This is a genomic window from Streptomyces sp. NPDC058086 (assembly GCF_042885015.1).
GTDB lineage: Bacteria > Actinomycetota > Actinomycetes > Streptomycetales > Streptomycetaceae > Streptomyces.
The window spans coordinates 1-20,845 of record NZ_JBHVST010000144.1 but is presented as its reverse complement, the minus strand read 5'-3'; the positions used below and the strand labels follow the sequence as shown (position 1 = coordinate 20,845).

General features: G+C 68.4%; 24 protein-coding genes and 1 pseudogene. 14 read left to right on the top strand and 11 right to left on the bottom strand.

The features are described 5' to 3' along the window. Positions 1 to 143 precede the first annotated feature (143 nt). The 4 genes from ACFVWD_RS52060 to ACFVWD_RS52045 form a co-directional block, all read right to left on the bottom strand. A complete protein-coding gene (locus ACFVWD_RS52060; protein ID WP_389605686.1) occupies positions 144 to 602 on the bottom strand; it encodes a hypothetical protein in 459 nt (152 codons plus the stop codon). A 422-nt stretch (positions 603 to 1,024) separates the two neighbouring features. Further along, on the bottom strand, positions 1,025 to 1,732 hold the full coding sequence (locus tag ACFVWD_RS52055; protein WP_389605684.1) for a B3/4 domain-containing protein: 708 nt from the start codon (positions 1,730 to 1,732) through the stop codon (positions 1,025 to 1,027). A gap of 41 nt (positions 1,733 to 1,773) precedes the next feature. Beyond that, positions 1,774 to 2,421, bottom strand: a complete 648-nt coding sequence (locus ACFVWD_RS52050; protein ID WP_389605682.1) for an FMN-binding negative transcriptional regulator — start codon at positions 2,419 to 2,421, stop codon at positions 1,774 to 1,776. A 63-nt stretch (positions 2,422 to 2,484) separates the two neighbouring features. Continuing rightward, complete coding sequence (locus tag ACFVWD_RS52045) at positions 2,485 to 3,321, bottom strand: EamA family transporter (protein ID WP_389605681.1); 837 nt, start codon at positions 3,319 to 3,321, stop codon at positions 2,485 to 2,487. Positions 3,322 to 3,439: 118 nt separating this feature from the next. Here ACFVWD_RS52045 and ACFVWD_RS52040 point away from each other — a divergent pair, with 118 nt between their 5' ends. Beyond that, positions 3,440 to 4,024, top strand: a complete 585-nt coding sequence (locus tag ACFVWD_RS52040) for a helix-turn-helix domain-containing protein (protein ID WP_389605680.1) — start codon at positions 3,440 to 3,442, stop codon at positions 4,022 to 4,024. Here ACFVWD_RS52040 and ACFVWD_RS52035 read toward each other — a convergent pair. After that, on the bottom strand, positions 3,981 to 4,874 hold the full coding sequence (locus ACFVWD_RS52035; RefSeq protein ID WP_389605679.1) for a hypothetical protein: 894 nt from the start codon (positions 4,872 to 4,874) through the stop codon (positions 3,981 to 3,983). The genes ACFVWD_RS52040 and ACFVWD_RS52035 overlap by 44 nt on opposite strands. 400 nt (positions 4,875 to 5,274) lie before the next feature. On the opposite strand from ACFVWD_RS52035, the gene ACFVWD_RS52030 reads away from it, so the two are divergent. Next, positions 5,275 to 6,012, top strand: a complete 738-nt coding sequence (locus ACFVWD_RS52030) for a class I SAM-dependent methyltransferase (RefSeq protein WP_389605677.1) — start codon at positions 5,275 to 5,277, stop codon at positions 6,010 to 6,012. A gap of 245 nt (positions 6,013 to 6,257) precedes the next feature. Here ACFVWD_RS52030 and ACFVWD_RS52025 read toward each other — a convergent pair whose 3' ends face one another. After that, entirely contained in the window at positions 6,258 to 6,968 is a 711-nt protein-coding gene (locus tag ACFVWD_RS52025) for a DUF6333 family protein (protein ID WP_389605675.1), read from the bottom strand. A 207-nt stretch (positions 6,969 to 7,175) separates the two neighbouring features. On the opposite strand from ACFVWD_RS52025, the gene ACFVWD_RS52020 reads away from it, so the two are divergent. Together ACFVWD_RS52020 and ACFVWD_RS52015 are read left to right on the top strand one after the other, a co-directional pair. Next, complete coding sequence (locus tag ACFVWD_RS52020; protein ID WP_389605673.1) at positions 7,176 to 9,458, top strand: hypothetical protein; 2,283 nt, start codon at positions 7,176 to 7,178, stop codon at positions 9,456 to 9,458. Positions 9,459 to 9,552: 94 nt separating this feature from the next. Further along, the gene (locus tag ACFVWD_RS52015; RefSeq protein WP_389605690.1) at positions 9,553 to 10,185 is read left to right on the top strand and encodes an SDR family NAD(P)-dependent oxidoreductase; all 633 of its coding nucleotides are present in this window, start codon (positions 9,553 to 9,555) and stop codon (positions 10,183 to 10,185) included. 406 nt (positions 10,186 to 10,591) lie between these two features. On the opposite strand, the gene ACFVWD_RS52010 is transcribed toward ACFVWD_RS52015, so the two are convergent. After that, positions 10,592 to 10,978, bottom strand: coding sequence for a nuclear transport factor 2 family protein (locus ACFVWD_RS52010; protein ID WP_389605672.1), 387 nt, complete (start codon positions 10,976 to 10,978; stop codon positions 10,592 to 10,594). 255 nt (positions 10,979 to 11,233) lie between these two features. On the opposite strand from ACFVWD_RS52010, the gene ACFVWD_RS52005 reads away from it, so the two are divergent. Next, positions 11,234 to 11,395, top strand: a complete 162-nt coding sequence (locus tag ACFVWD_RS52005) for a hypothetical protein (RefSeq protein ID WP_389605671.1) — start codon at positions 11,234 to 11,236, stop codon at positions 11,393 to 11,395. A gap of 416 nt (positions 11,396 to 11,811) precedes the next feature. Here the strand turns inward: ACFVWD_RS52005 and ACFVWD_RS52000 are convergent, their stop codons facing one another. Further along, positions 11,812 to 12,069: a hypothetical protein gene (locus ACFVWD_RS52000; RefSeq protein WP_168500290.1), complete on the bottom strand. Its 258-nt coding sequence runs from the start codon at positions 12,067 to 12,069 to the stop codon at positions 11,812 to 11,814. A gap of 279 nt (positions 12,070 to 12,348) precedes the next feature. Between ACFVWD_RS52000 and ACFVWD_RS51995 the strand changes: the two genes are divergently transcribed. The 4 genes from ACFVWD_RS51995 to ACFVWD_RS51980 all read left to right on the top strand — a co-directional run bounded on the left by ACFVWD_RS51995 (position 12,349) and on the right by ACFVWD_RS51980 (position 14,211). Further along, complete coding sequence (locus tag ACFVWD_RS51995) at positions 12,349 to 12,510, top strand: sigma factor (RefSeq protein ID WP_389605688.1); 162 nt, start codon at positions 12,349 to 12,351, stop codon at positions 12,508 to 12,510. 19 nt (positions 12,511 to 12,529) lie between these two features. Beyond that, positions 12,530 to 12,808 carry a sigma factor-like helix-turn-helix DNA-binding protein gene (locus ACFVWD_RS51990; protein ID WP_389605669.1) on the top strand — a complete coding sequence of 93 codons (279 nt, stop codon included), beginning with the start codon at positions 12,530 to 12,532 and terminating at the stop codon, positions 12,806 to 12,808. A gap of 127 nt (positions 12,809 to 12,935) precedes the next feature. Beyond that, positions 12,936 to 13,469: an immunity 49 family protein gene (locus ACFVWD_RS51985; protein ID WP_389605668.1), complete on the top strand. Its 534-nt coding sequence runs from the start codon at positions 12,936 to 12,938 to the stop codon at positions 13,467 to 13,469. A 430-nt stretch (positions 13,470 to 13,899) separates the two neighbouring features. Further along, on the top strand, positions 13,900 to 14,211 hold the full coding sequence (locus tag ACFVWD_RS51980) for a hypothetical protein (RefSeq protein WP_389605666.1): 312 nt from the start codon (positions 13,900 to 13,902) through the stop codon (positions 14,209 to 14,211). On the opposite strand, the gene ACFVWD_RS51975 is transcribed toward ACFVWD_RS51980, so the two are convergent. Further along, positions 14,189 to 15,163, bottom strand: coding sequence for an alpha/beta hydrolase (locus tag ACFVWD_RS51975; RefSeq protein WP_389605664.1), 975 nt, complete (start codon positions 15,161 to 15,163; stop codon positions 14,189 to 14,191). The genes ACFVWD_RS51980 and ACFVWD_RS51975 overlap by 23 nt on opposite strands. Positions 15,164 to 15,612: 449 nt before the next feature. Between ACFVWD_RS51975 and lexA the strand changes: the two genes are divergently transcribed. The 3 genes and pseudogenes from lexA (at position 15,613) to ACFVWD_RS51960 (ending at position 17,436) form a co-directional block, all read left to right on the top strand. Then, complete coding sequence (gene lexA / locus ACFVWD_RS51970; RefSeq protein WP_389605662.1) at positions 15,613 to 16,284, top strand: transcriptional repressor LexA; 672 nt, start codon at positions 15,613 to 15,615, stop codon at positions 16,282 to 16,284. A gap of 188 nt (positions 16,285 to 16,472) precedes the next feature. Continuing rightward, positions 16,473 to 16,959 (top strand): annotated as a pseudogene (locus ACFVWD_RS51965) (transposase). Positions 16,960 to 16,968: 9 nt separating this feature from the next. Further along, entirely contained in the window at positions 16,969 to 17,436 is a 468-nt protein-coding gene (locus tag ACFVWD_RS51960; protein WP_389605661.1) for an SAM-dependent methyltransferase, read from the top strand. A 202-nt stretch (positions 17,437 to 17,638) separates the two neighbouring features. On the opposite strand, the gene ACFVWD_RS51955 is transcribed toward ACFVWD_RS51960, so the two are convergent. Further along, positions 17,639 to 18,739, bottom strand: coding sequence for a nuclear transport factor 2 family protein (locus ACFVWD_RS51955; protein WP_389605659.1), 1,101 nt, complete (start codon positions 18,737 to 18,739; stop codon positions 17,639 to 17,641). 150 nt (positions 18,740 to 18,889) lie between these two features. Here ACFVWD_RS51955 and sigJ point away from each other — a divergent pair, with 150 nt between their 5' ends. Further along, entirely contained in the window at positions 18,890 to 19,828 is a 939-nt protein-coding gene (gene sigJ, locus ACFVWD_RS51950; protein ID WP_389605658.1) for an RNA polymerase sigma factor SigJ, read from the top strand. Positions 19,829 to 20,024: 196 nt separating this feature from the next. Here the strand turns inward: sigJ and ACFVWD_RS51945 are convergent, their stop codons facing one another. Then, positions 20,025 to 20,198 carry a hypothetical protein gene (locus tag ACFVWD_RS51945; protein ID WP_389605656.1) on the bottom strand — a complete coding sequence of 58 codons (174 nt, stop codon included), beginning with the start codon at positions 20,196 to 20,198 and terminating at the stop codon, positions 20,025 to 20,027. Positions 20,199 to 20,235: 37 nt separating this feature from the next. On the opposite strand from ACFVWD_RS51945, the gene ACFVWD_RS51940 reads away from it, so the two are divergent. Next, on the top strand, positions 20,236 to 20,589 hold the full coding sequence (locus ACFVWD_RS51940) for a transposase (RefSeq protein WP_389605654.1): 354 nt from the start codon (positions 20,236 to 20,238) through the stop codon (positions 20,587 to 20,589). Positions 20,590 to 20,845 lie beyond the last annotated feature (256 nt).

Genomic DNA, 20,845 nt, shown 5'->3' with positions numbered 1-20,845 from the left:
CTGGCGGGTGTCGGTGGTGCCGGGGGGACGGTTTCCGGGGATGCGCATGGCCCGGGCCGACACCCGGGATGCGTGCCCTCCGCATCCTGCTTCGGTAATGGCTCGGCGGGCGCGGAGTCGGTGGTCGGCTCCAGATGAGCGCCTCAGGGATATGGACGTGACTCTCGACAGGACTGCGGGCCGCCGCAGGCGACTTGGACTGGGCTGCTGTCGCCGGCCAGGCTGGCGGGGCAGGAGTGCCAGGCGAAGTCAACGGTGCAGGTGCCTGTGTGGAAGTCGCTGATGCTGCCGCAGTGGCCGCGGGCGAACAGGCTGAGTTCGTAGTCGGTGACGAGGGTGACCTCGGCGCCGTCCCGGCGTAGCCGCTCCGCCCGTTCGGCGCAGTCGGTAAACAGTGGCAGCATCTCGGCGTTCGTCAGCTCGCAGGGGAAGGGTGAGAACCGGACCTCCAGTCCGCGTATGCCGCGTACCGCGGTGCAGTGCGGGTCCTTCGCGACGACCCGCATGTCCCGTTCGGCGTCCCGGGGTTCGAAGACGGGGTGTGAGGTGTCGCCGTTGGGAAAGGTGCCGGTGTTGTGGTGCATGCCCTTGCCGCGCAGCATGACTGATGCCTCCGATGGGAAGCGCTGGATGTCGTACGGCGCGATCGTCCAGGTTCCGGTCGCGTCAAAGCCACGACCGGATGGCCGCCAGTCGGCAGGATGGCGGTGACCGCCCGCCCCCGGCGTGGATCCGCTCCCAGGTGGAACGACAACTTGGTCTGACGAGACCGTTGGGCCCGACGGGCTGTGGTGGGCGGCTTCGTAGAGGCGTTGGCCCAGGACGACCAGGGCCCACAAAACCGGTACGTCCTTATGGCCGGCACGTCCTCACTGTGCACGCCGAGAAGCAGGTCGACCCTGTCACGCCATAGATGCCCATCCGTCCGGGCTCGCCGTCTCGGCCCTTTGCGCCTGGCTCTGGATTGGCTGGGCGGGCGTCGGCGGGCGGAGGGCTGAGGCGGGTCCGAGGCCGGGTGGAGGACTCAGGCGGTGGCCTGGACTTGTGCTGGGCTGAGGTAGTGCACGGCGGTCTGTTCGGCGTGCGGGATGAGCAGGCCCTGCAACTCCTCGGCTGCGACCTTGAGAAGGTCGCCGTCACGGGTGGAGTGGAGGGTTTCGAGGACGAAGGTGACGTGGGTGGAGTCCTTGGTGACGCGGGTGCGGTGGGCGTCGCGGTGGTTCCAGTGACGTGTCAGGACGCCGGTGGTGTCCGCATAGATGATCTCGCCGGGCTTGGGGTTCTCGGTGGACTCAGGTTCGCCGAGCGGGGTGAAGGTCTCGGTGCCGTCCGCGTGGCGGATGTCGACGTCGCCGGTGACGTGGTCGAGATCGAAGGCGCCGGCGGGCAGGCCGTGGCGGACGGAGACGGCGTTGTAGGAGTCGACGGCCGGGTTGATGCGCGGCAGGGCCCCCTTCTTCGCGAGGCGGCGACCGAGCGCGTCGACGCTGGGGCGGATGCGGCGGGGGTTGGTGCCGAAGGCGCGGTAGGCGGTGTGCCACGCCTCGATACGGGGGTCGGTCTCGTTGGCGGGCTGCCAGGCGCCGTCGGCGAGTTGCTGCTCCAGGTCCTCCACGGCGGCGGTGGTGTGGGGCCAGGATTCATGGCTACGCAGGCCGGTGGCGGTGACCAGGGCGATAAGGGTGTCGGGGAAGGCGTCGGCGACGGCGGGGCTGAGACGGAAGACGGTCATGAGCGGGGTTCCGTTCCTGTGTGCGTGCGAATGGGCGCGGGTCAGGGATTCCAGGGTCCGATGCGGTCCAGGCGGCGGCGCTGCTGGAGTGCGGTGGGCACGTCGAGGCCCGTGCCGCGGGCGGTGAGGTGGTTGGCTACGGCGGTGCGGTGCTCGACGGGCTTGTGGTCGTCGTACTTGAACTTGGCCGCCACGTCCGTGACCTCGAGGCGCAGGCCGCGGATACCGGGCAGCAGCCGGCCGTAGGGCGGCTGGTCGGCGGCGACGGGGGCGTGGTCGCCGTCGGGCTGGAAGTGGGCGAGTTGGCGGCGCAGCAGCTCGGCCTTGGCCTCGGGGTTGTCGATGATGTGGGCGCGGCAGGTGAACTGGACGGCCGTGTAGTAGCTGGTGGGGACGCCGTCGGTGGGCGGGGTACCGGCTGTGGCGCGCCATGGGCCGGGGATGAATGCGTAGTCACCGAAGACGGTGAGCAGCACGTTCGGGTCGTGGCCGATCGACTTCCAGGCCGGGTTGGGACGGGCGAGGTGGACCAGGAGGTGGTCGCCGTCGCTGGTGAAGTGGGTGGGGACGGCGACGGGCGGGTGGCTGGGCAGGCCGTTGACGCTCAGGATTCCGAAGTCGTGCCCTTCGGCGATCCAGCTCTGCCATTCGGCTTCGTCCAGGCTGGTGTCCCAGGGCTGGATGAACATGCTGTGCTCCTTGCGTAGTCGGCGGAGGCGGAGGCGGGGGAGGGGAGGGGAGGGGAGCGGGGTTCAAGTGAGGGCGAGGAGGCTGACGGCGACGGCGGCGGCGCCCAGTCCGACGAGTCGGCCGCGACGGATACGTTCGGCGAGCACGCTGCGGGCGAGCAGGACGGTGCCGGCCGGGTAGAGAGCGGTGATCACAGCGACGACTGTGAGGTCCCCGCGGCGGGCTGCCAGAAGGAACAGCAGGTTCGCCATGGAGTCCAGCACGCCGGCGGCTGTTGACATCGCGTACGCGGGGCGCTCGGAGCCGAGCCTGCGGTACATGAGGCCGGCCGCCGCCAGGATGACGGCAGAGGAGACCGCCCGGCCGATGATCAGTGGGGCCACGCCGCTGTCGGAGGGCGCCTGGTGCAGGAAGATCAGCTGGAGGGCGATGGCACCGCCCGCTCCGAAGGCCAACAACAGCGCGGTGCGGGACGGGCGTGCCGTTCCGGCGCCATGTCCGGCGCTGACCAGCACCACCGCGACCAGCGCGAGCGGTAGGCCCACCAGCCCGGCAGCGCCCAGGTGCTCGCCCTGCAGCAGGCCCACGCCGACGGGCAGCATGGCGGACACGAGGGCGGTGACGGGCGAGAGTACGTTCATCGGGCCGATCGCCAGGGTGCGGTAGAGCAGGGCGAATGCGGCGGCCGAGGCGATGCCGGACGCGGCGCCCCAGGCGAGGGCGTCGGCGCTGAACGAGGCGCCGAGGAACGGCCACAGCAGCAGCTCGACCGCGAGAGAGGCCGGGGCCGCGATCATCACGGTGCGCAGCACGTGAGCCTTACGGGCCCCCAGGCCGCCGAGGAAATCGGCGCATCCGTAGGCGAGTGAGCTGCCCAGGGCCAGCAGCAGAGCGATCACGGTACATCCCTTGCGATTTCGATGGAACGACTAGACGGTACAACGAACCGACTGGCGCGTGTCAACATAACGACCGGATGGTGCATTAAAGTGGTCCACTGGCGAGGATGGTGATCGGATGGCCGAGACAGAGGCAGCCCTGCGGACGCTCGCGCACAACGTCAGGACGGCCCGCACCCGCGCGGGCCTGTCCCTGGACGAGCTCGGCCGTCGCGCCAAGGTCAGCAAGGGGGCCCTGGTCGGGTTGGAGAAAGCGCAGGGCAACCCGAACTTCGCCACCCTGGTCCGGCTGGCCGACACTCTCGGCATTTCGGTGTCCGCGCTGATGGAAGGGCCGTCCGAAGGGCGCGTCCGTGTCGTAGACGCTGACGCCGTGATGCCGTTGTGGACCGGAGCGCAGGGCAGCGAGGCCCGGCTCATGCTGACGACCTCGGGCCCGGCACCGGTCGAGGTCTGGCGCTGGAAACTGGAACCGGGCGAGGAGTACCCCAGCCACCCCCACCAGGCCGGAGTCGTAGAAACCGTCAGCGTCACCGCCGGCCGGATGACCCTGATCGTCGACGGCGCCGAACACCTCGTTGAAGTCGGACAGACCGCCACCTTCGACGGCGACGCCACCCACACCTACCGCGGCGCCGGCACCGAGTCCTGTCACCTGATCATGACGGTCCATCTGCCGCCCGGCCCCGCTTCCACATCCTGAGCCGACGACACCCGGAGGTTGTGCCGACGGGCACCACGGTCGTGTCGGCCAGGAAGGACGCAATGGTCCTGAGGTCGCGGTTGAGCCCGAGGCGGGTCGTGGAACACGTCGGATGCAGTGCGACCGTCTCGAGCTTGCGGTTCGCTGAGAGATGGGGAAGCAGGTCCCGGCACCAGGTGATCGAGTCTCGGATGCTCATGGCCCCCATCCGAGCGCGCCGCGAATCGTCGATGTGCTTGGCGACATCCTCGAGCAGCCCGTGGGTGCAGGACGCGGCATCGATCACGATGGGGAGCGAGCCGTGATCGGTCCACCGCCAGAAGGCGTCGCAGATCGCATCCGCCATCCATTGGTGCCCGTCTGCGAGACCTTTGCTCGCCCAGGGCGTCGAGCAACACAGTCCGCGCACGTCATCGGGTATCCACAGGGGCATGCCGGCGCGGGCGGAGAGCGAGACGAACGCTTCCGGGAGCGACGGCGTGCAGGGTTTGTCGGGGTCGCGCCCGAAGATGCGGTTGATGCAGGCCGGAAAGTACACGGCGCACCCAGACCGCCGCTCGGTATGCGGGAGGTGGGCGGGTGCCGGGTGGGGCATGGGACCTGGTACCGAGGGGATGAGATCGCTGCTGACGACACATCGTGCCGCGTCGGTCAGCTCCGTGAGAACCTTCACGTCGATGCGGGACTGGACGCCATCGACCGTCGACATGGCTGTGCGTGCGAGCCTTTCGATCTGGCCCCAGTGCTTGGCTGCCGCCAGCCCGGCATGCTCACGGGAAGTGGTGGACTCGGCACGGCGGAATCCCTTGACTTCTGGACCGCCCTCACCGACGGGTCCAGCGTGCAGCACACCGACGACGGTATGGCCAGGCGGGTCACCTACCGGGAGAAGGTGAGGCACCGACGGGGACGACCGGAGGCCACCGCCGCGCTCGCCGCTCGGTGAAAACCTGCAGCCAGTGCTCGGCCCCCTCGCCGAGCGAGGTAGATCGGCCGGGATGTGTGTCAACACCTCTGCCGAGTGCCTTCACCGGTCAGCGAAGTTCATGTGAGTTCGACAGCGGCCTGGCCGGGCCGGGCGTGCGTGAGTGACTCGGGTGCAGTGGATGCGGACGGCGGTCGCTCGAACCGGCGCTCTCAAGTAGACGACCGCAGAGCAACGCGCACTTGTGCTTCAAGCTCTGGCCTCGAACGATGTCCTGGACATGCTCGCGGAGGGTGCGCCGTGTGGTGCACGGACGGGATGACAGGTGATCGACTACGACGGCGAGGCCCGTGACTATGACACTTCGCGAGGCGGCGAACCGCGAGCGCAGGCGGCGGCGGACGCCTTGGAGGAGTTGTTGCCGCAAGGCCCTTGTACGCTCCTGGACATAGCGTGCGGCACGGGCATCGTGACCAGGAGACTGCTGCGGCCCGGGCGCACGGTGCTCGGCATCGACCACTCGCCCGGGATGCTTGGTCTGGCCGCCCAGCGGGTGCCGGGAGGCATGGTGTGCGGCGATGCCACGCGGCTTCCTCTCACGTCGGACAGTGTGGGCGCGGTCGTGATCGTCTGGCTGCTGCATCTGTTGGCGGCCCCCGCTGCCGTGCTGGCCGAGGCGGCCAGGGTGCTGCGGCCCGACGGTGTGCTGATCACTACCATCGACAAGGACGACGCGTACTTCGTCGAGGACAGCGACATAGCCCGGATCACAGCGGAGCTGCGGCGCCAGTACGTGCCTCATGTGCCTGATCATGCCTCCCGGATGCTCGATTGGGCTGCTGGGCATGGTCTGGGGCTCGTCGGCGAGACCGTGTTCCCGGGCACCGGTCAGGGCCGTAGCCCGCGCAGGTGGCGGGAGACGATCGAGGCAGGCCGTATCCCCTGGTGCACGTATGCCGCCCCGGACCAGGTGGCGGAGGTGAGCCGGCGGCTCTCCGCGCTACCGAACCAGGACGCGCCACGCCCGGACCCGTCGTATCGCCTCATCGCCCTGAAGGCGTGACGCTGAAACGACTTGATCCTTCAGGCCTGGCTCCGAACGCTGTCCCGAACATTGCCGCCGGGACGGGTATTCGCCGGACGCTGTGGCGTCACACCTTCGGGACGACTTCTATGGGTGCCTGCCCGAGTGGCGTGACGAACTGTTCGAGCTGATGGACGCGTTGCTGTGCGCGGACCGCCCGGTGACGGCACTGGTGGATCCGACGCCTGTGCGGCGGTGCGGGAGGTGGAACGACGGCGCTCCGGCTAGGGAAACCAGACCTCCGAGATGCTTTCCTCGCCCTCCTTGCTCCGGTCGACAACGAATGCCGACTCGAAGCGCTCTTCATCCGCGTAGACGGACAGGGCGCCGCCGGTGAGCATGTGGAGGAAGCCGTCGTAGTCGAAGAACCCTTCACCACTGACGTCGTATCCCTCGCCCAGTCCGTCGGGGTCGATCCCCACAGCGGCAAGAGTGGCACGCAAGTCGCCGGTGGTCTCCAGCTCATCGAAGCCCTCGACCATCAGATCCTGGGTACCGGGCACAGCAACAAGGATCTTCATGTAGGAGGCGCCGAAGTCGCGTTCGCAGACAGCGACGATCCGGGCATCCGGATGCTGCTTCTTCTGGGCCCGGAACTCGTCCTCCAACGCACTGGCCAGTACCCCGTCTTCGACAAGCGCCGGGTCGCTGATCTTCACCGTGGAGCCCCACACGGCCGCGCGTACGCGGTCCAGCTCTTCCCGGCTGGCCGGGCTTCCCGGATGCTCCAGCCGGGACGGAGCGTACTCACGGCGGATCACCGAGACGCTCGACAGGGACAACACCGCAGCCGTGGCCGCCGCCGGGTCGTGGGCAGTAGCGGACGGCCGCTCGTCGGGCTGGAGCGGGGCCGCGAAGGGGGGATGGACGATGACCAGATGCGCGTGCCCGCTGTGACGGGGATTCACCTGCGTTCCGGGAGATACGGGACTCATGCCGCCGAGCGTATGCCGTCGTCCACCATCCGGATGTAACGGTCCTGTGGAGAAGGGGAGTTGACCCGGTCATCGAACCGCGTTTCGACTACGGCCGGTACACGCATGTGTCTAGCGTGTGGTCCGTTCGTCGGCGCCACATTGACCACGGGGGCCCCTGGCGCCACGAACACCCCATGCCCTACTGGGCCCCCACGGGGACATCACGTGCCAAAACCCATACGCGACCGGCGGTTGCACGCACTGCGCCGGTCGGTCGTCGCACTCGCGTGCGCCTCGGTCATGGCCCTCGCCGGGCTTCCAGGAATCACCTCGGCGAGCGCCGCACCGAAGCCGCTGGACCCGGGCAAGCGCTGTGACGAGTTGTACGGCCTGCCCAGTAGCACCAGCCCGACCGTTGACCTGCCGGAGTTCGACGCCTCCCGCGCGAAGTCCCAGTGGGACGAGTACTCGTACGTCAACCCGGCAAAGGAGTGGGACGGCCTCGGGCCGCCGTCCGCCGCCAAGGCAGCCGCGCTGTCCGAGCTGACCAAGGCCCCGGCGACGCAGCCCGACCGGGTCTGGTGGAGATGGCTCCAACAGAAGGACCAGTACCCCAAGTTCGAGGACTACAGGGACGCGAAGTTCATCACGAACTCCGGGAACGACCCCCGCGGCAAGGCCTTCGAGCGGAAGGTGATCAAGGATCACGGGCTGGTCGGACCGGACTGGATCTGCCAGAAGGAGGTCGAGTTCAAGGACCCCGCCAACCCCGACAAGACCTACCGGCGCAAGCTCGACGCCTACAACACGCGCACGAAGCAGATCCTGGAGATCAAGTCCAACGGCAGCCCGGACCGCACGCAGATCCCCAAGGACCTGGCCTGGGCCAAGGACCCCAACTGGAAGGACAGTCGGGTCAAGTACGTCTTCGCCGAGCCCCAGAAGGCCGACGCGAAGAAGTTCCTGGGGGACATGCGCCAGCTCGCCGGTGACCGGGTCACCGAGTACAACTACCGCTCCGACCGCGTGGAGTTGGCCCCCAAGGGCGGACAGCGCGCCACGAGCGGTCTGCTGGAGCCCCCGGGCCAGTCCGGCACCACCCGCGGCGGCGCCACCGACCTGATCCGTGAGTCGCGGCCCACCCCGAAGGACATGGCGGACTACCTGAACCGCAGGAACGTCGCCAACCCGGGTGGTCTGCCCCGTGGCCCCGGCGGCGTCGACTTCTCCACCCTGGACCTGAAGTACATCGGCAAGCCGGTCAAGGGCAAGGGCGTCGACTTCGCGTTCGATGCGAAGGAAGACCCCACCGAGCAGTCCGGATGGGGCGGCAAGGCCAAGGCCCAGCTCATCTCGGACGCGTTCTTCACCTGGCTCGCCCTGACCCCCGACAAGTTCTGGGTCAACCTCAACCCGGATGAGCCGGACCGCATCATGGACGCCAAGTTCGGCAAGACCGACGCCGGCCGCGTGCTCCTGGAAGCCGATCTCCAGATGAAGCACGACTTCTACAAGGCCATGGACCCCGACACCGACCTCGGCAAACGCTATTGGGCGGCCCTGCCCAAGCAGAACGGCTACCCGTGCATGCCCGGTCTGCGCAACTGGATCGAGCCGAAGACCGCGCAGGTCCGCGAGCAGGACGGCGGCATCTACATCCTCGACACCCCGCTGCGCCTGAAGTCGACCGCGCAGACCACGATCACCCCCGGCCCCGGCACACCCATCTGCACCCCGAACGAGGCCGAGACCAAGGCGGCCCAGCGCGTCATCGACCAGATGATCGTCCCCGCGGTGGAGAAGACCATCAACACCGCACCCCAGTACGCCGACCTGCGGCGCGTCTACACCGCGCGCGTCGCGGCCGAATACATCCGCCAGCAGGACGCCAAGACGCCCACCGACTACCACAAGATCATCAACAGTGGTGACGTCTCTCGCTGGCCGCTGCGCGCGCCCAACCAGAACTGGACCCGCGAGGCCCTGTTCAACAAGTATCGGTACATCTACACCCATGGCGAGTTCGAGTACAAGATCCCTGCCAACGGCACCGTCCAGGTCTACCTCGTGGGCGGCGTCGACATGTCCAAGCAGCCCAAGCACAACGTCAGCAAGGTCAGCTTCACCGCCCAGCACCGGTACCTGCCCCGACAGGCGCAGACCAGCGTGAAGACCCTCACTGACAACACCGACTTGACGGGACAGGTTCTCCTCGGCGCAAACACAGCCGCCGACGACACCGGCACCACCACACCCACGCCAACCCCGACACCGACAACGACACACACGGGGAAGCCGACCCCCACCCCGACCCACAGCGGTGGAGCGGGCGGAAGCACGCAGACCCCCGCACCCACCACGCCCGCACCCAGCGAGCCCGGCGGCGACCTCGCCCACACCGGCAACGACTCCCCGATCGGCCTGATATCGGGTATCGCCGCCGCCCTTGCCGTGGCCGGCGGAGCGCTCGTGTGGTGGATGCGCCGCCGCAAGACTGTCCAGGAGTAGCCTCCCGGCGGATGCACACACACGGTGGGGCCGGTACGCGCAACCCGCGTACCGGCCCCATCATCTTCGGTAGCCCTGCTGAGCTTCCAGACTCCTGCACGGAGATCGCCGAGTTCGGCGACCTGCGTTACGCCGGCGTCGGCACTCCGCAAGAGCGCGGCGTCCCGTTGCCAGCAGAGGAACTGACCGACGAGCAGATCGAGCGCCAGATCGGCACCAGCGTGATCGCCCCCATCCAGCTCGCCCGCGCGGTGAGCCACACCTGTGCGACCAGGGCGGCGGCTACTTCCTGCAGACCTCCGGCATGGGCGGCCACATCGCGTTCCCCGCGATGTCGGTGTACCACATCAGCAAGTGGGCCATTGAGGGCTTCATCGAGGTGTACGCCCTGGAGACCGAGCCGTTCGGCATCCACACCACGCTGATCGAACCGGGCATGGTCGCCACCGATTTCTACGGCTCGGCGGACATCACCCCCTCGCAGCTGCCCGCCTACGCCGGCACCCAGGCCGCGGACTTCACGCCCAGCAAGAACAGCGTGCCCCTGGATGCCATCCCCGGTGACCCGCGCAAAGTCGCCGAAGCCATGATCCGCATCGGCGACCTAAAGGAGCCGCCGCGGCGCCGGCTGGAGGCGGGCGACGGCGCGTTCTCCTGCTCCTGGCACCGCAGCCGGGTGTGGTCGCGGTTGAACCGGGCGTACTTCTCAGCCAGGTCTCGTTTGTAGCGGAGAGTGCGGATGGCGGCTCCAGCTCCGACGAGTAGTCGAGCGCCTCAACACCACCGGCCAGTGGCAGTCCGGGGATCCGGACATCGTCATCGATCCGAGGGGCGGGGTATAGGAGGCGTTCCTTCAGCGTTTCGGCCTTGAGTACACATTCCAGCTGGTCAAGCAGAACCTGGGCTGGATGAAACCCGGGTAGCGGGAGTCGGGATCGCCGACCGCTGGACCTGGCTGACCATCGCCGCATGCACACAGCTCAAACGCGCCCAGGGCCTTACACCACCCCTGGGAGAAACCGGCCGCAGCAGTCCGACTCACCCCGCCCGGGTCCGTCGGACGTTTCGGAACCTTTCGCCGGACGATGCCATGCCCCGCCGGAGCACCGAAACTCAACTGGCCCAGCCCGATCTCAGGGCTGGGACATCGAGTCCACCCATTTGGCACGCCAGGCGGGCGGAGCGAACGGATTGGCGAAGTACTGGGTCTCGTGGGCGACCTTGCCGTCCTGGAATTCCATAATGCTAATAGTGGATGCCGGTTTCCCGTCGTAGTCGATCACATATTCGGTGATCCAAAGGTCCCCACTACCGAGAATCCGGCGGATGGTGAAGGTGAGCTTGGCCGGGTGGTGCGAGCGCAGCGCCTGTAGATTGCGGCGGCCATGGATGCGCTCACCCGACTGGGGATAGTCAGTGATGACGTCGTCGTGATAGATCTCGTGCTCGACGTCTTGGTCCCCGGCAGCAGACGCTGCCCAGTGCCGGTCCAGCGCCGCTCGAGTCTCCTGGTCTCCCACCGCGTTCCCTCCTATCACAGGAGTACCGGACGAGATCCACCTAGGTCGTGTCCTCATTGTCCCCCCGGGCTATGTCCCCGGCCAGCGACGGCGGGCACGGTGCCAGGGTGATCAGTGATCTCCAGAGGGAGAATCGAGGAGCTCTGAGCTGGTGAAGCCGACCAGCATGTCGAGCTCCCATTCTTCATCGCCGGCCTGGCGTACGAGTTCGTCGACCGCCTTGCGCGACGCATCATCACACTCGCGCCAGGAGTCGTGAGCGGAACTGTCGAGACCGTCGACGCGGCCCTGTCATCACACGAGGACGAACTGAGGGTGGAAGAGGAAGTGTTAGTGTTCTTCAGGCTGTTCGCGCGGCCGGCCGCAGTGGATCTCACCCGGGCCGCGCGCGGCCGGAACTCGGTCCCGAGACGGTGAGCGCAACCTCGAGGCCCTCCACGACGGGATCACCGCGGCCGGTGTCGCGCCGCACGGCGCCACCCCGTCAACGTCCCCAGGAAGGATGCGAGCGCCTGAGAAGGCCACCGGTTCCCCTTCTACGAGACCGTGACACGAACGAACGCCGATCGGGCGGACGCGGGCGTCTGTGAATCCTGTGGTTCGGGGAGCGTTCAGTGCGCTGTTGTCCGACGAGGGTGACTTGGGTGCGTCGCCTGACCGATAGCCCGACAATCCGCAGGGATGCGGCTGTCTTGAGGAGGGCCAGCGCCTTCTGCCGTCCGGCACGGAACGTAGGGAGCCGAGGCGCCTTGCTGGATGGCCCGTTGCTTGCAACGGGCCATCGAACAGGCTGCGGCACTCGATACGCGGCGCCACCGGGAGAACAGAGCCGATCAGGAAGCGACCCTGGCGTTCAGCCCATAGTCCAGTTCTGAACCATCGACCAGCACCGCCTCGACCGTGCGCGTGCTGGGGTCGATGTCGGCCACGATCCCGTCCCCGGCGTAGCGGGGGTAGCCCGAGGCGCCTGTCTCGCCCGTCGCCTCGACGACTGCCGATCGCACGGCCGAGTCCTCCACGGAGGCGCCGCCTCTGTCCTCGACGTGTTCAGGGACCAACAAGATACGGAAGCGCTGCGGCTCTGTAGTCATGCTCCGGTATTTAATCGCCTGTCCCGCCAACGGTGGGAAAGGCGCACGACAGGTCTGCACAAACAGGCTCCGTCGGCTGGGTTTCCCCACCCAGCACCCAGGCACGGCGGGAATCGAAACACCCGTCCGTCGACTCGCTACAGCGCTCCTTCGCCGACGCCGAGGAGGCCGCCGCCGCGGCCCAGTGGGAGGCCCTTGCGCCGCGCTGCAACCCACGCCCGTGCGCCTGCGCCGAGACGTCCAGCCCCTTGAACGCCGAGGAGGTCGACCGGCGCGAGCCTGGTCGGTCAGCTGTTCTCGGTCACCGGCAGTCTCGAGCAGGCCGAGGACGTCGTGCAGGAAGCGTTCATCCGGGCCCTGGACCGCTGGCCCCGGATCCGGGCCTATGACGTGCCGGAACTGTGGGTGCCCCGGGTGGCGATCAACCTTGCGGTCAGCTAGATCCGGAGGTTGCGCCGACGTGCTGCGGCTTTGCTGCGCCTGGGTGCCCAGCGGCCGCAGCCCCCAGCTCACGCCGCAGACGGTGGCTGTCGCCGAGTTGCTGCGCCGGGTGCCTGTGAACCAGCGCCCTGTGCTGTTGCTGCACGATGCTCTGGACCTGTTGATCGAACAGGTCGCCGAGCAGTTGGGCCTGCCAGTGAGCACCGTGCGCGGCAGGTTCGCCCGAGCCCGCGCGAACCTGGCCCGCCACCTCGCCGCCGATCCGGAAGGAGCTCTGTCCCGCCCTGGCCGACGCTGAGCGCAGTCTTCGCGATCTCGTCGAGGAGGGCAGCCGGGCCTCGCGACAGCCGCCGGTCGCGGACCTGCGACGCCGTGCCCGGCGCCGTGGTACGTGCCGCGAGGTCGTGACGGCCGCGGCGGCGGCCATGGCCGTGACCGCTACGGTGGCGGCCGTCCTCCCTCTGGTCGGCTCCGAGCGTTCCGGAACCAGCGCGCCCGATTCGACGTCGGATCGGGCGGACCTTGCTGCGATGGACGCACTGTGCGGCTACCTGGCCCAGGCGTGCGGGCACCTGCCCCGGGACTGGCCCACCGTGACCCTGTGCAGGCCGGACGTCGACGAGCGCGCCGAGGCGGCCCGGAAACTGGACACAGCAGGCCCCCTGACGCCGGACCAGCGCCTCCTTCGCGTACTCCTCGACGACGACCAGCACGCCTTTGAACAGGCTCTCGTGGCCCGGCTCATCGAGCACCGGGAGAGCGTGGGATCCGACCCCGCCCCCAGTACTCTGCTGCCGCTCAGCGCCCTTGCCCTGGCCGCCCTCGCGGTCCAGGTGAACGGGTGGGAGTTGGGCGTCCGGTCCGGCTATCTGCCTCACGGCATGCTGGGTTCCCCGGAGGCGCTGCAGCGAGCGGCGGACGCCGGCGGAAATGAACTGGGCCACTGGATCGCCAAGTAGTCAGTTCGGAGAGCCGTAGTCCTCGAGCGCCTTGACGTGGCCGCGGCCACTCCGCTGGGCGACTTGGCCTCCTGCCTGACGGACTCGCTGTGTATGCGACTTGCGACGTCGCTTCGCCACGAGCTGCGCGAGCCGGCGGGAGAACCGGCGGTTGTTCTCCCAGCAGGACCGCGTCCGCGAGCTGCGCAGCCGGCGCAGCGCGTCGAAGGGGCCAGGCCACGCCCCGCTCTGACGATGTCAACCTGCCGCGGCCTCGTATGCGTCGACCGGGGGCGGCAGGGTGCCCAGATGTTCACGCAGGTCGGCGAGGCTCTCCGCGGGACGGGCCGCGAGGAGTCCCTCCAGCGACGGTCGCCGAACTCGGCCTCACCAGCCGCGTCGAGTTGCGCATGGCTGCGTCCGACAACGCCCGCCGGTACGACAAACGACGATGAACCTGCCGGAGACCCTCGGTTTCGTCGGCCGGAACGCCGCAACCGGCGGGCACACCCTCCTGCCGCTCGGCCTGCGAGTCCGTGCCCGCCTCTCCCGTATCACCCGCGACGGGCTCACGGACCGTGGCGCGAACACCGTCGCCTGTCCCACGCTGCAAAGCCGCGCGATGTGGCAGGAGCATGCAGCACACGGCGTACGAGTTCGTAGTACCGACGCGGATCAACCGCCGAGCTTCCTTTGCGGCCCGCGGCGCAGCCCTTCTAGCCTGAACATCATCATCATCGTCAGCCGTGCAGGGCGGTCTTGAGTGCGTCGATGGCGAGGTGACGAGCCACCTTGGTGGCGTTGGTGTCACGGAGGAGGTCCAGCATCAGGAAGTCGTGGACCATGCCCAGAACACGGATCGCGGTGACGTCGACGCCGGCTTCACGCAGCTTGGCCGCGTAGGCCTCGCCCTCGTCACGCAGGACATCGGCCTCGTCGGTGATGACCAGGGTCGGGGGCAGACCGCGCAGCTGGTCGATGCTGGCCCGCAGCGGCGAGGCGTAGGGCTCGGCGCGCTGGGCGGCATCGGTGGTGTACTGGTCCCAGAACCAGATCATTCCGTCCCGGGTCAGGTAGTCCCCGTCCGCGAACTGCAGGTAGGACGGGGTGTCGAAGTCGGCGTTGGTGACGGGATAGAGCAGGACCTGGCAGCTGACCCGGACATCATCGCCCCTGTCCTTGGCCATCAGGGCGAGGGCCGCGGACATGTTTCCGCCTACGGAGTCGCCGCATACGGCGAGGCGCGAGGCGTCCAGGCCGTGCTGTGCGCCTTCGCGGTCGGACCATTGGGCCACGGCGTAGTTCTGCTCGATCTGGGTGGGGTACTTGGCCTCGGGGGCCCGGTCGTAGACGGGGAAGACCGCGGCCGCGCCGGCGCCGACGACGAGTTCGCGTACGAGGCGGTCGTGGGTGTTCTCGTCGCCGAACACCCACCCGGCTCCGTGGATGTAGAGGATGACCGGAAGCGTCCCGGAGATGCCGCGCGGGCGCACGATGCGGGTGCGTACCTGCCCCCACTTGCCGGCGTCGACGGTCACCCATTCCTCCTCGACGTCGGGTTTTGTGACACCTTCTCCGGTCTGCAGGCCGGCGAGGATGTCACGTCCCTGATCCGGCGGCACCTCGTAGATCCGCGGGTGCGGGGAGGTCGCCTCGACAAGTTCCTTCGCCGCGGGCTCCAGGATCGGAGTGAGAGGGGGAAACACTGAAGTCATGCTGATCTTCCTTTCCCTGCAGGGTAGGGGGCAGCAACGACGCCAGATGCACTATTTGCACATATGTATGCATCTTTGATCAGGATAGCGGGGCGGGGGCACGCCCGCGATGGCGCTGGTCCGTCCCTGGGTGGGCAGAGGAAGGGCAACGGCAACGTGCTGATGAACGCGACACGCCCCCCGTGCGCACCGGGCGCTGCAACCTGAATGGATCGCCCCGTTCGGCAAACCGCACGGCATGGTGGATCGCGACGTACGGATCGACCGTGGATCCGGTGGTGCCGGCGTAGCCGCCGGCCCGCCCCGCGATCACGCGGTCCGCACCGTTCTCCGTTCTCGGTTCGCCGGAGAACCGAGAACCGAGAACGGAGAACCGAAAGGGTGTTCCAATTGGGGGAGGTGGCGGGTTAAGGTCACGACTTGCGAGATCTTGTACGGAGGTGCCCGGGATGGAGAACAGCGTGCCCGCACGGCAGGGCCGTCCCCCGGGACCCCGGGCCGCTGAGGGGGAGTTGACGAGCCGCCAGTCGGCCATCGTCCGCTACATCACGGAGTCGGTCGACCGGCAGGGCTACCCGCCGTCGATGCGGGAGATCGGCCGGGCCGTGGAGCTCGCAAGTACATCCTCGGTTGCCCACCAGCTGATGGCCCTCGAGCGCAAGGGCGTTCTCTACCGCGACCCGCACCGTCCCCGCGCCTACCGGGTCCGGCCTTCGTGGGCACCCGACCTGGTCAGCAGGAGCGCCGCACCGGTCGACGTACCGCTCGTCGGACGGATCGCCGCCGGCGCACCCCTGCTCGCCGAGGAGATGATCGAGGACGTCTACTCGCTGCCCCGCCAGGTCGTGGGGGAGGGCGACCTGTTCGCCCTGACGGTCTCCGGCGACAGCATGATCGACGCGGCGATCTGCGACGGTGACATTGTGACCGTGAGGCGGCAGGACAGCGCCGACCACGGGGATATCGTCGCCGCACTCCTGGAGGACGAGGCGACCGTGAAGGTGCTGCGCCGACAGGACGGGCAGGTGTGGCTCATGCCTCGAAACCCGTCGTACTCGCCGATCCCTGGCGACGAGGCGCAGATCCTTGGCAAGGTCGTCGGCGTCCTGCGTCTGCTCTGAGGGAGTGACCCGTACCGGGTTCTACCCGAAGGACGACCGCGACGGCAGCGTCCGAGAAGGGCACCTGCCAGCACCTCGGCGGGAGTTCGTACGCCGTCCGGCGGCCCTCCGGGAGGCCTAGGACGTGTCTCTCGGGTCGGGTTGTCAGTTGCTCGGATGTATCTGTCCGATTAGTGATCACTGATGCGATGTGGGCTCGGATCGAGCCGTTGATGCCGGCTGCCCCGGTCCGCGGGCGGCGGTGGGCCGACCAACGCCGCACCCTGGAGGCCATCGCGTGGAAGTACCACACCGGTTCGCCCTGGCCGGATCTTCCCGACGAGCTCGGCTCGTTCCAGACCGCCCACAATTGCCGCAGACGGCGGCACACGCCCCCTTGCCTTCGCCGTCACAGCAGGTCAGGCCGGTGACGCATGGGCCTTCGAGGCCGTCATGGCCCGCATCCGCGTGCCCTACCAGTTCGGGCAACGCCTGCGGCGGGGCCGCAAAGGCGGGCGCCCGCCCGGCTTCGACGCTGATGCGCAGAAGCAGCGCAACACCGTCGAACGCTGCATCGACCGCCTCAAGCAGTGGCACGGCCTGGCCCTACGGTGCGACAAACTCGCCATCGCCTACCAGGCCGCACTCCACCTCGCGGCCATCCTCATCTGGGCACGACGGCGACCAAAGAGATAGAACCTCGCCATGCCAAGCTTCGAGGTCACACCGATAGGTACAGTCCGGAACAACCGGACGGACGTCCAGCACACGGACAACTGGGGTGCCGTCCGCAGCACGATCACCATCGACGAGCGCTTCGGCGAGGCGTGCCTCCAGGGTCTGGAGGGCTTCTCCCATGTGGAGGTCCTCTTCATCTTCGACCAGTTTCCGGAGCACGACGACTTCCGCGAACCCCGCCCCTACCGCGGCCGCTCCGACCTCCCGCCCGTTGGTGTCTTCGCCGGTCGCGGCCCCCGCAGACCGAACCGCATCGGGGTAACGTGCTGCGCCATCGAATCCGTCCACGGCCGCGAACTGACGGTGGTGGGCCTCGACGCGGTCTCCGGCACCCCGGTCCTCGACCTGAAGCCGACGATGGAGGAGTTCCGCGCGGTGAACATCAAGCAGCCGGAATGGGTAAGTCGCCTGATGTCGGAGTACTTCCAGCCGTAAACGGCTCCCGCCAACGCGCCCGCGCTCGCCGCCTCGCCCCGCTGCTCGCGCGGCGCGGGATCGAGGCCGTGATCCCGGTCAAGGACGACCAGCGATCGAACCGGAGGAAGAAGGGCTCGCGCGGCGGACGCGAGTACAGCTTCGCCCGGGCTGTACGAGCGCCGTCACGGCGTGGAATGCGGAACCAACCGCATGGGCCGGGTCAGTATCCGATGGCCTCCCGGAGAAGCAGCACGGTGCCGCGCCCTGGGCGGGCTTCCGCGTTGAGGATGAGCAGGTGGTTGACGGCGCTTGGCATCCCGTACACCGCCTGGGCGCGGGCGTTCTCCAGCGGGAGGGCATGCTCCTCGACGCGGCGCAGCGCTGTGCTCAGGTCAGGCACCACCTTCTGCGCGCCCACGATCCAGACCGCGTGGGCGGCGCCGCCCACGTTGGCAGGGAGTTGGCTGCCGCTGCCCGAAGCAAGAACGAGCGAGCCGGTCTCGGTGACCGCGGCGACGCTGTTGACGACGAATTCGGGGCTGGCGACCAGCCTTCGGATCTCGTCGGCGCCGGTGGCACGGTCGATGGCCAGAACGCGCGGCCTGATGGCGTCGTACCGGCCGCCGGCGTTGATGTCCTCGTCGATGCCGGACAGTCGGAGGGTCTCGCTGGCTCCGGTGAGCACGCTGGCACCCTCGGGGACCAGGTCCTTGATGCGGGCGCGCGCGGCCGCGGCGTCGTCGAGGATCTCGGCGGTGAAGCCGCCCGCACGCAGCGCGGCGGCTACCCGCTCCAGTCGTTCGACCGATGCCGGGTCGGCGAAGGATGCGGCCGGAGCCGGGGTGGCCGTGGCATCTGCCGGGTTGGTCCCGGAACCCCGCGCCGTCTGGGGCGCCGTGCCCGCCAGCGGGGAGGTGTCGAGGTACCTGACCTCGTACACCCGCTCGGCGAACTTCCAGCCCTCCGCGGTGCGCTGGTAACGGTCGTGGTAGACGGCGTAGTTCAGACCCTGACGTCCGTCGAGGGTGCGCGCGAGTTCTTGGATGTAGGCGCGGCCGGTCGCGGTGTCGCCGTCGAGCAGGATCGTGCCGGGGTGTGTGGTCTGTACGAAGAAGTCCCACTGGCTCTGCAGCCGCTCGCCCCCGGCGCGGATCTCCTCGCGGCCGACCAGCTCGGCGGGGATATTGGGCATGCGCAGGGCACCGTCCGGTGTGAACAGCGACGCCAGGCGGGGTCGGTCGCGCATCATCGCCGCGTCGGTGAACTCGCCGCGCAGTGCCTCGATCTCGACGCGATCCGCGATGGCCTGGAAGTCGTTCATTGGAGTCACCTCTCCGTCTTGTTGTCGTCCTCACCGTTACGACAACGCAGCCGTGCGGAATGTGAGGCGGCGCGTCGGCCTCACATTCCGATGCGCTGTCCTGTCGTAACGGGTAGAGGGACACAAGCGAGCGAGGGAGACGGCCAGACCATGACCACCAGAGCCGAGCACGGCGACGATCAGAGCGATCCGGGCCTCAGCGCGATCATGAGCGAGCGGCGTCAGCTGATCAACCTCGGCTATCGACTTCTCGGGTCCCTTGCCGACGCCGAGGACGTCGTGCAGGAGACCTACGCCCGCTGGTACGCCATGTCCGCACGGGAGCAGCAGGCCATCGAGTCGCCCGGCGCCTGGCTGGTGACGGTCGCCAGCCGCATCTGCCTGAACCTGCTCGGCTCGGCGCGGGCCAGGCGGGAGATGTACGTGGGCGACTGGATCCCGGAACCACTGCCCGAGCCCACGGAATGGATCACTGGGCGCTCCGGCGTCGCCGGGATCGACCCGGCCGATCGGGTCACCCTCGACGAGTCAGTGACGATGGCCTTCCTGGTCGTCCTCGATTCGATGACCCCGTCCGAGCGCGTCGCGTTCGTCCTGCACGACGTCTTCCGCTACCCCTTCGGCGAGGTCGCCGAGATCGTGGGCCGTACTCCGGCGGCGTGCCGCCAACTGGCCTCGTCCGCCCGCCGTCGCATCCGCACCGCGCAGACCCCGGCGGGCCCGAGTACCGAGCAGGCCGGCATCGTCAGGCGGTTCAGAACGGCGTGGGAGGCCAAGGACATCGACGCCCTGATCAGCCTGCTCGACCCCGACGCCACCGCGACCGCCGACGGCGGCGGGCTGGCCGTCACCCACCAGTACCCGATCGTGGGCGGTGAGCAGATCGCACGTGCATACGCCGAGATCGCCCGTGTGTCGGGCGACCGCACGACGTTCCTGGAATGCACGGTCAACGGCCTGCCCGGCTTGGTAGCGCAGCAGGACGGCAACATCGCGACCGTGTTCGCGTTCGAGATCGCGGGCGACCGGATCAGGCGTATCTGGGCGGTGCGAAACCCCGAGAAGCTCCGTCCCTGGCGGATCAGCTGAGGAGCGATCCGAAACACCGCAACGATCGGATCGTGACCAGCAGCAACCCGCACCGAGCCCATATCTCGAACACGCCGTAGGAGTTGCCGTCAAAGTGTCGGGCTCACACCAGGAGCAATGTGGGGCGATCGTGGCCTGATCGAAAACCTGGTCACGGGCCTGTGACGGCGACCGGGGGTGCGGGCGATCGAGACAATCAGTCAAAGACGTCCAGGAACAGCCTCACGGCGACGAAGGCCCCTCCGGCTCCGGAGAGCAGGCAGGCGAACAGGCCAGGCCCGCCGTCTCCATCCGTGTCCCCACGGACGTAGACGACCTCCGCCTCGATCCACTGTCCGCGGACAAGGATGCGGAAGTTGGTCCACGCCACTACGAAGCACCAACCAGAGAGCCCTGCCGAGACCGGGATGAAGGCCGTCTCGATGATCTGTTCCCAGTTGACTCGGCAGGCTATTACGCCCCTCGCCTATCACGCCCGTTCCGGCAGAGCTCATCGGCACGTGATCTTGGCGAGGGATTATGGTCGGGCGATACGTCGCCATGAACTGGCCGAAACGGAACGGGAGTTCACCCGTCCGCTGCTGTTGGTGCCGCTGTCGGGCCGCAAGCGGCTGGATGACCGGACCGTTCTGAACGGGATCGTGTGGAAGTTCCGTACCGGGGTGGCCTGGCGGTATGCGCCCGAGCGGTACGGATCGCGGGCCAGGCTGCACACCCGTTTCCGCAGGTGGGCCAAGGACGATACGTCGAGCGGATGTTGAAGGCAGCGCAGGCCCAGGCGGATGCGGCAGGCGACATCGACTGGCTGGTGTCGAGCGACTCCACGGTCGTGCGGGCCCACCACCATGCCGCCGGAGCCCGAAAAGGGGGCACCGTGGCCTCGGAGGTTTGCGAGGCGGCCCGACCAGCAAGATACATCTGGCCCGCGACGCCATGCACGCGCCCCCAAGTTCTCGGCTTCGCTCGAACAGGGAGGGACCCCCTTCGCCGCACCGGGCACAGACCCAAGTACGTCCA

Bases quoted from the DNA above. Each gene is read 5' to 3' on its own strand.
- ACFVWD_RS52060 (WP_389605686.1), bottom strand. From the start codon at position 602: ATGCTGCGCGGCAAGGGCATGCACCACAACACCGGCACCTTTCCCAAC.
- ACFVWD_RS52055 (WP_389605684.1), bottom strand. From the start codon at position 1,732: ATGACCGTCTTCCGTCTCAGCCCCGCCGTCGCCGACGCCTTCCCCGAC.
- ACFVWD_RS52050 (WP_389605682.1), bottom strand. From the start codon at position 2,421: ATGTTCATCCAGCCCTGGGACACCAGCCTGGACGAAGCCGAATGGCAG.
- ACFVWD_RS52040 (WP_389605680.1), top strand. From the start codon at position 3,440: ATGGCCGAGACAGAGGCAGCCCTGCGGACGCTCGCGCACAACGTCAGG.
- ACFVWD_RS52025 (WP_389605675.1), bottom strand. From the start codon at position 6,968: ATGAGTCCCGTATCTCCCGGAACGCAGGTGAATCCCCGTCACAGCGGG.
- ACFVWD_RS52000 (WP_168500290.1), bottom strand. From the start codon at position 12,069: ATGACTACAGAGCCGCAGCGCTTCCGTATCTTGTTGGTCCCTGAACAC.
- ACFVWD_RS51985 (WP_389605668.1), top strand. From the start codon at position 12,936: ATGGCCGTGACCGCTACGGTGGCGGCCGTCCTCCCTCTGGTCGGCTCC.
- ACFVWD_RS51980 (WP_389605666.1), top strand. From the start codon at position 13,900: ATGAACCTGCCGGAGACCCTCGGTTTCGTCGGCCGGAACGCCGCAACC.
- ACFVWD_RS51975 (WP_389605664.1), bottom strand. From the start codon at position 15,163: ATGACTTCAGTGTTTCCCCCTCTCACTCCGATCCTGGAGCCCGCGGCG.
- lexA (WP_389605662.1), top strand. From the start codon at position 15,613: ATGGAGAACAGCGTGCCCGCACGGCAGGGCCGTCCCCCGGGACCCCGG.
- ACFVWD_RS51960 (WP_389605661.1), top strand. From the start codon at position 16,969: ATGCCAAGCTTCGAGGTCACACCGATAGGTACAGTCCGGAACAACCGG.
- ACFVWD_RS51955 (WP_389605659.1), bottom strand. From the start codon at position 18,739: ATGAACGACTTCCAGGCCATCGCGGATCGCGTCGAGATCGAGGCACTG.
- sigJ (WP_389605658.1), top strand. From the start codon at position 18,890: ATGACCACCAGAGCCGAGCACGGCGACGATCAGAGCGATCCGGGCCTC.
- ACFVWD_RS51940 (WP_389605654.1), top strand. From the start codon at position 20,236: ATGAAGGCCGTCTCGATGATCTGTTCCCAGTTGACTCGGCAGGCTATT.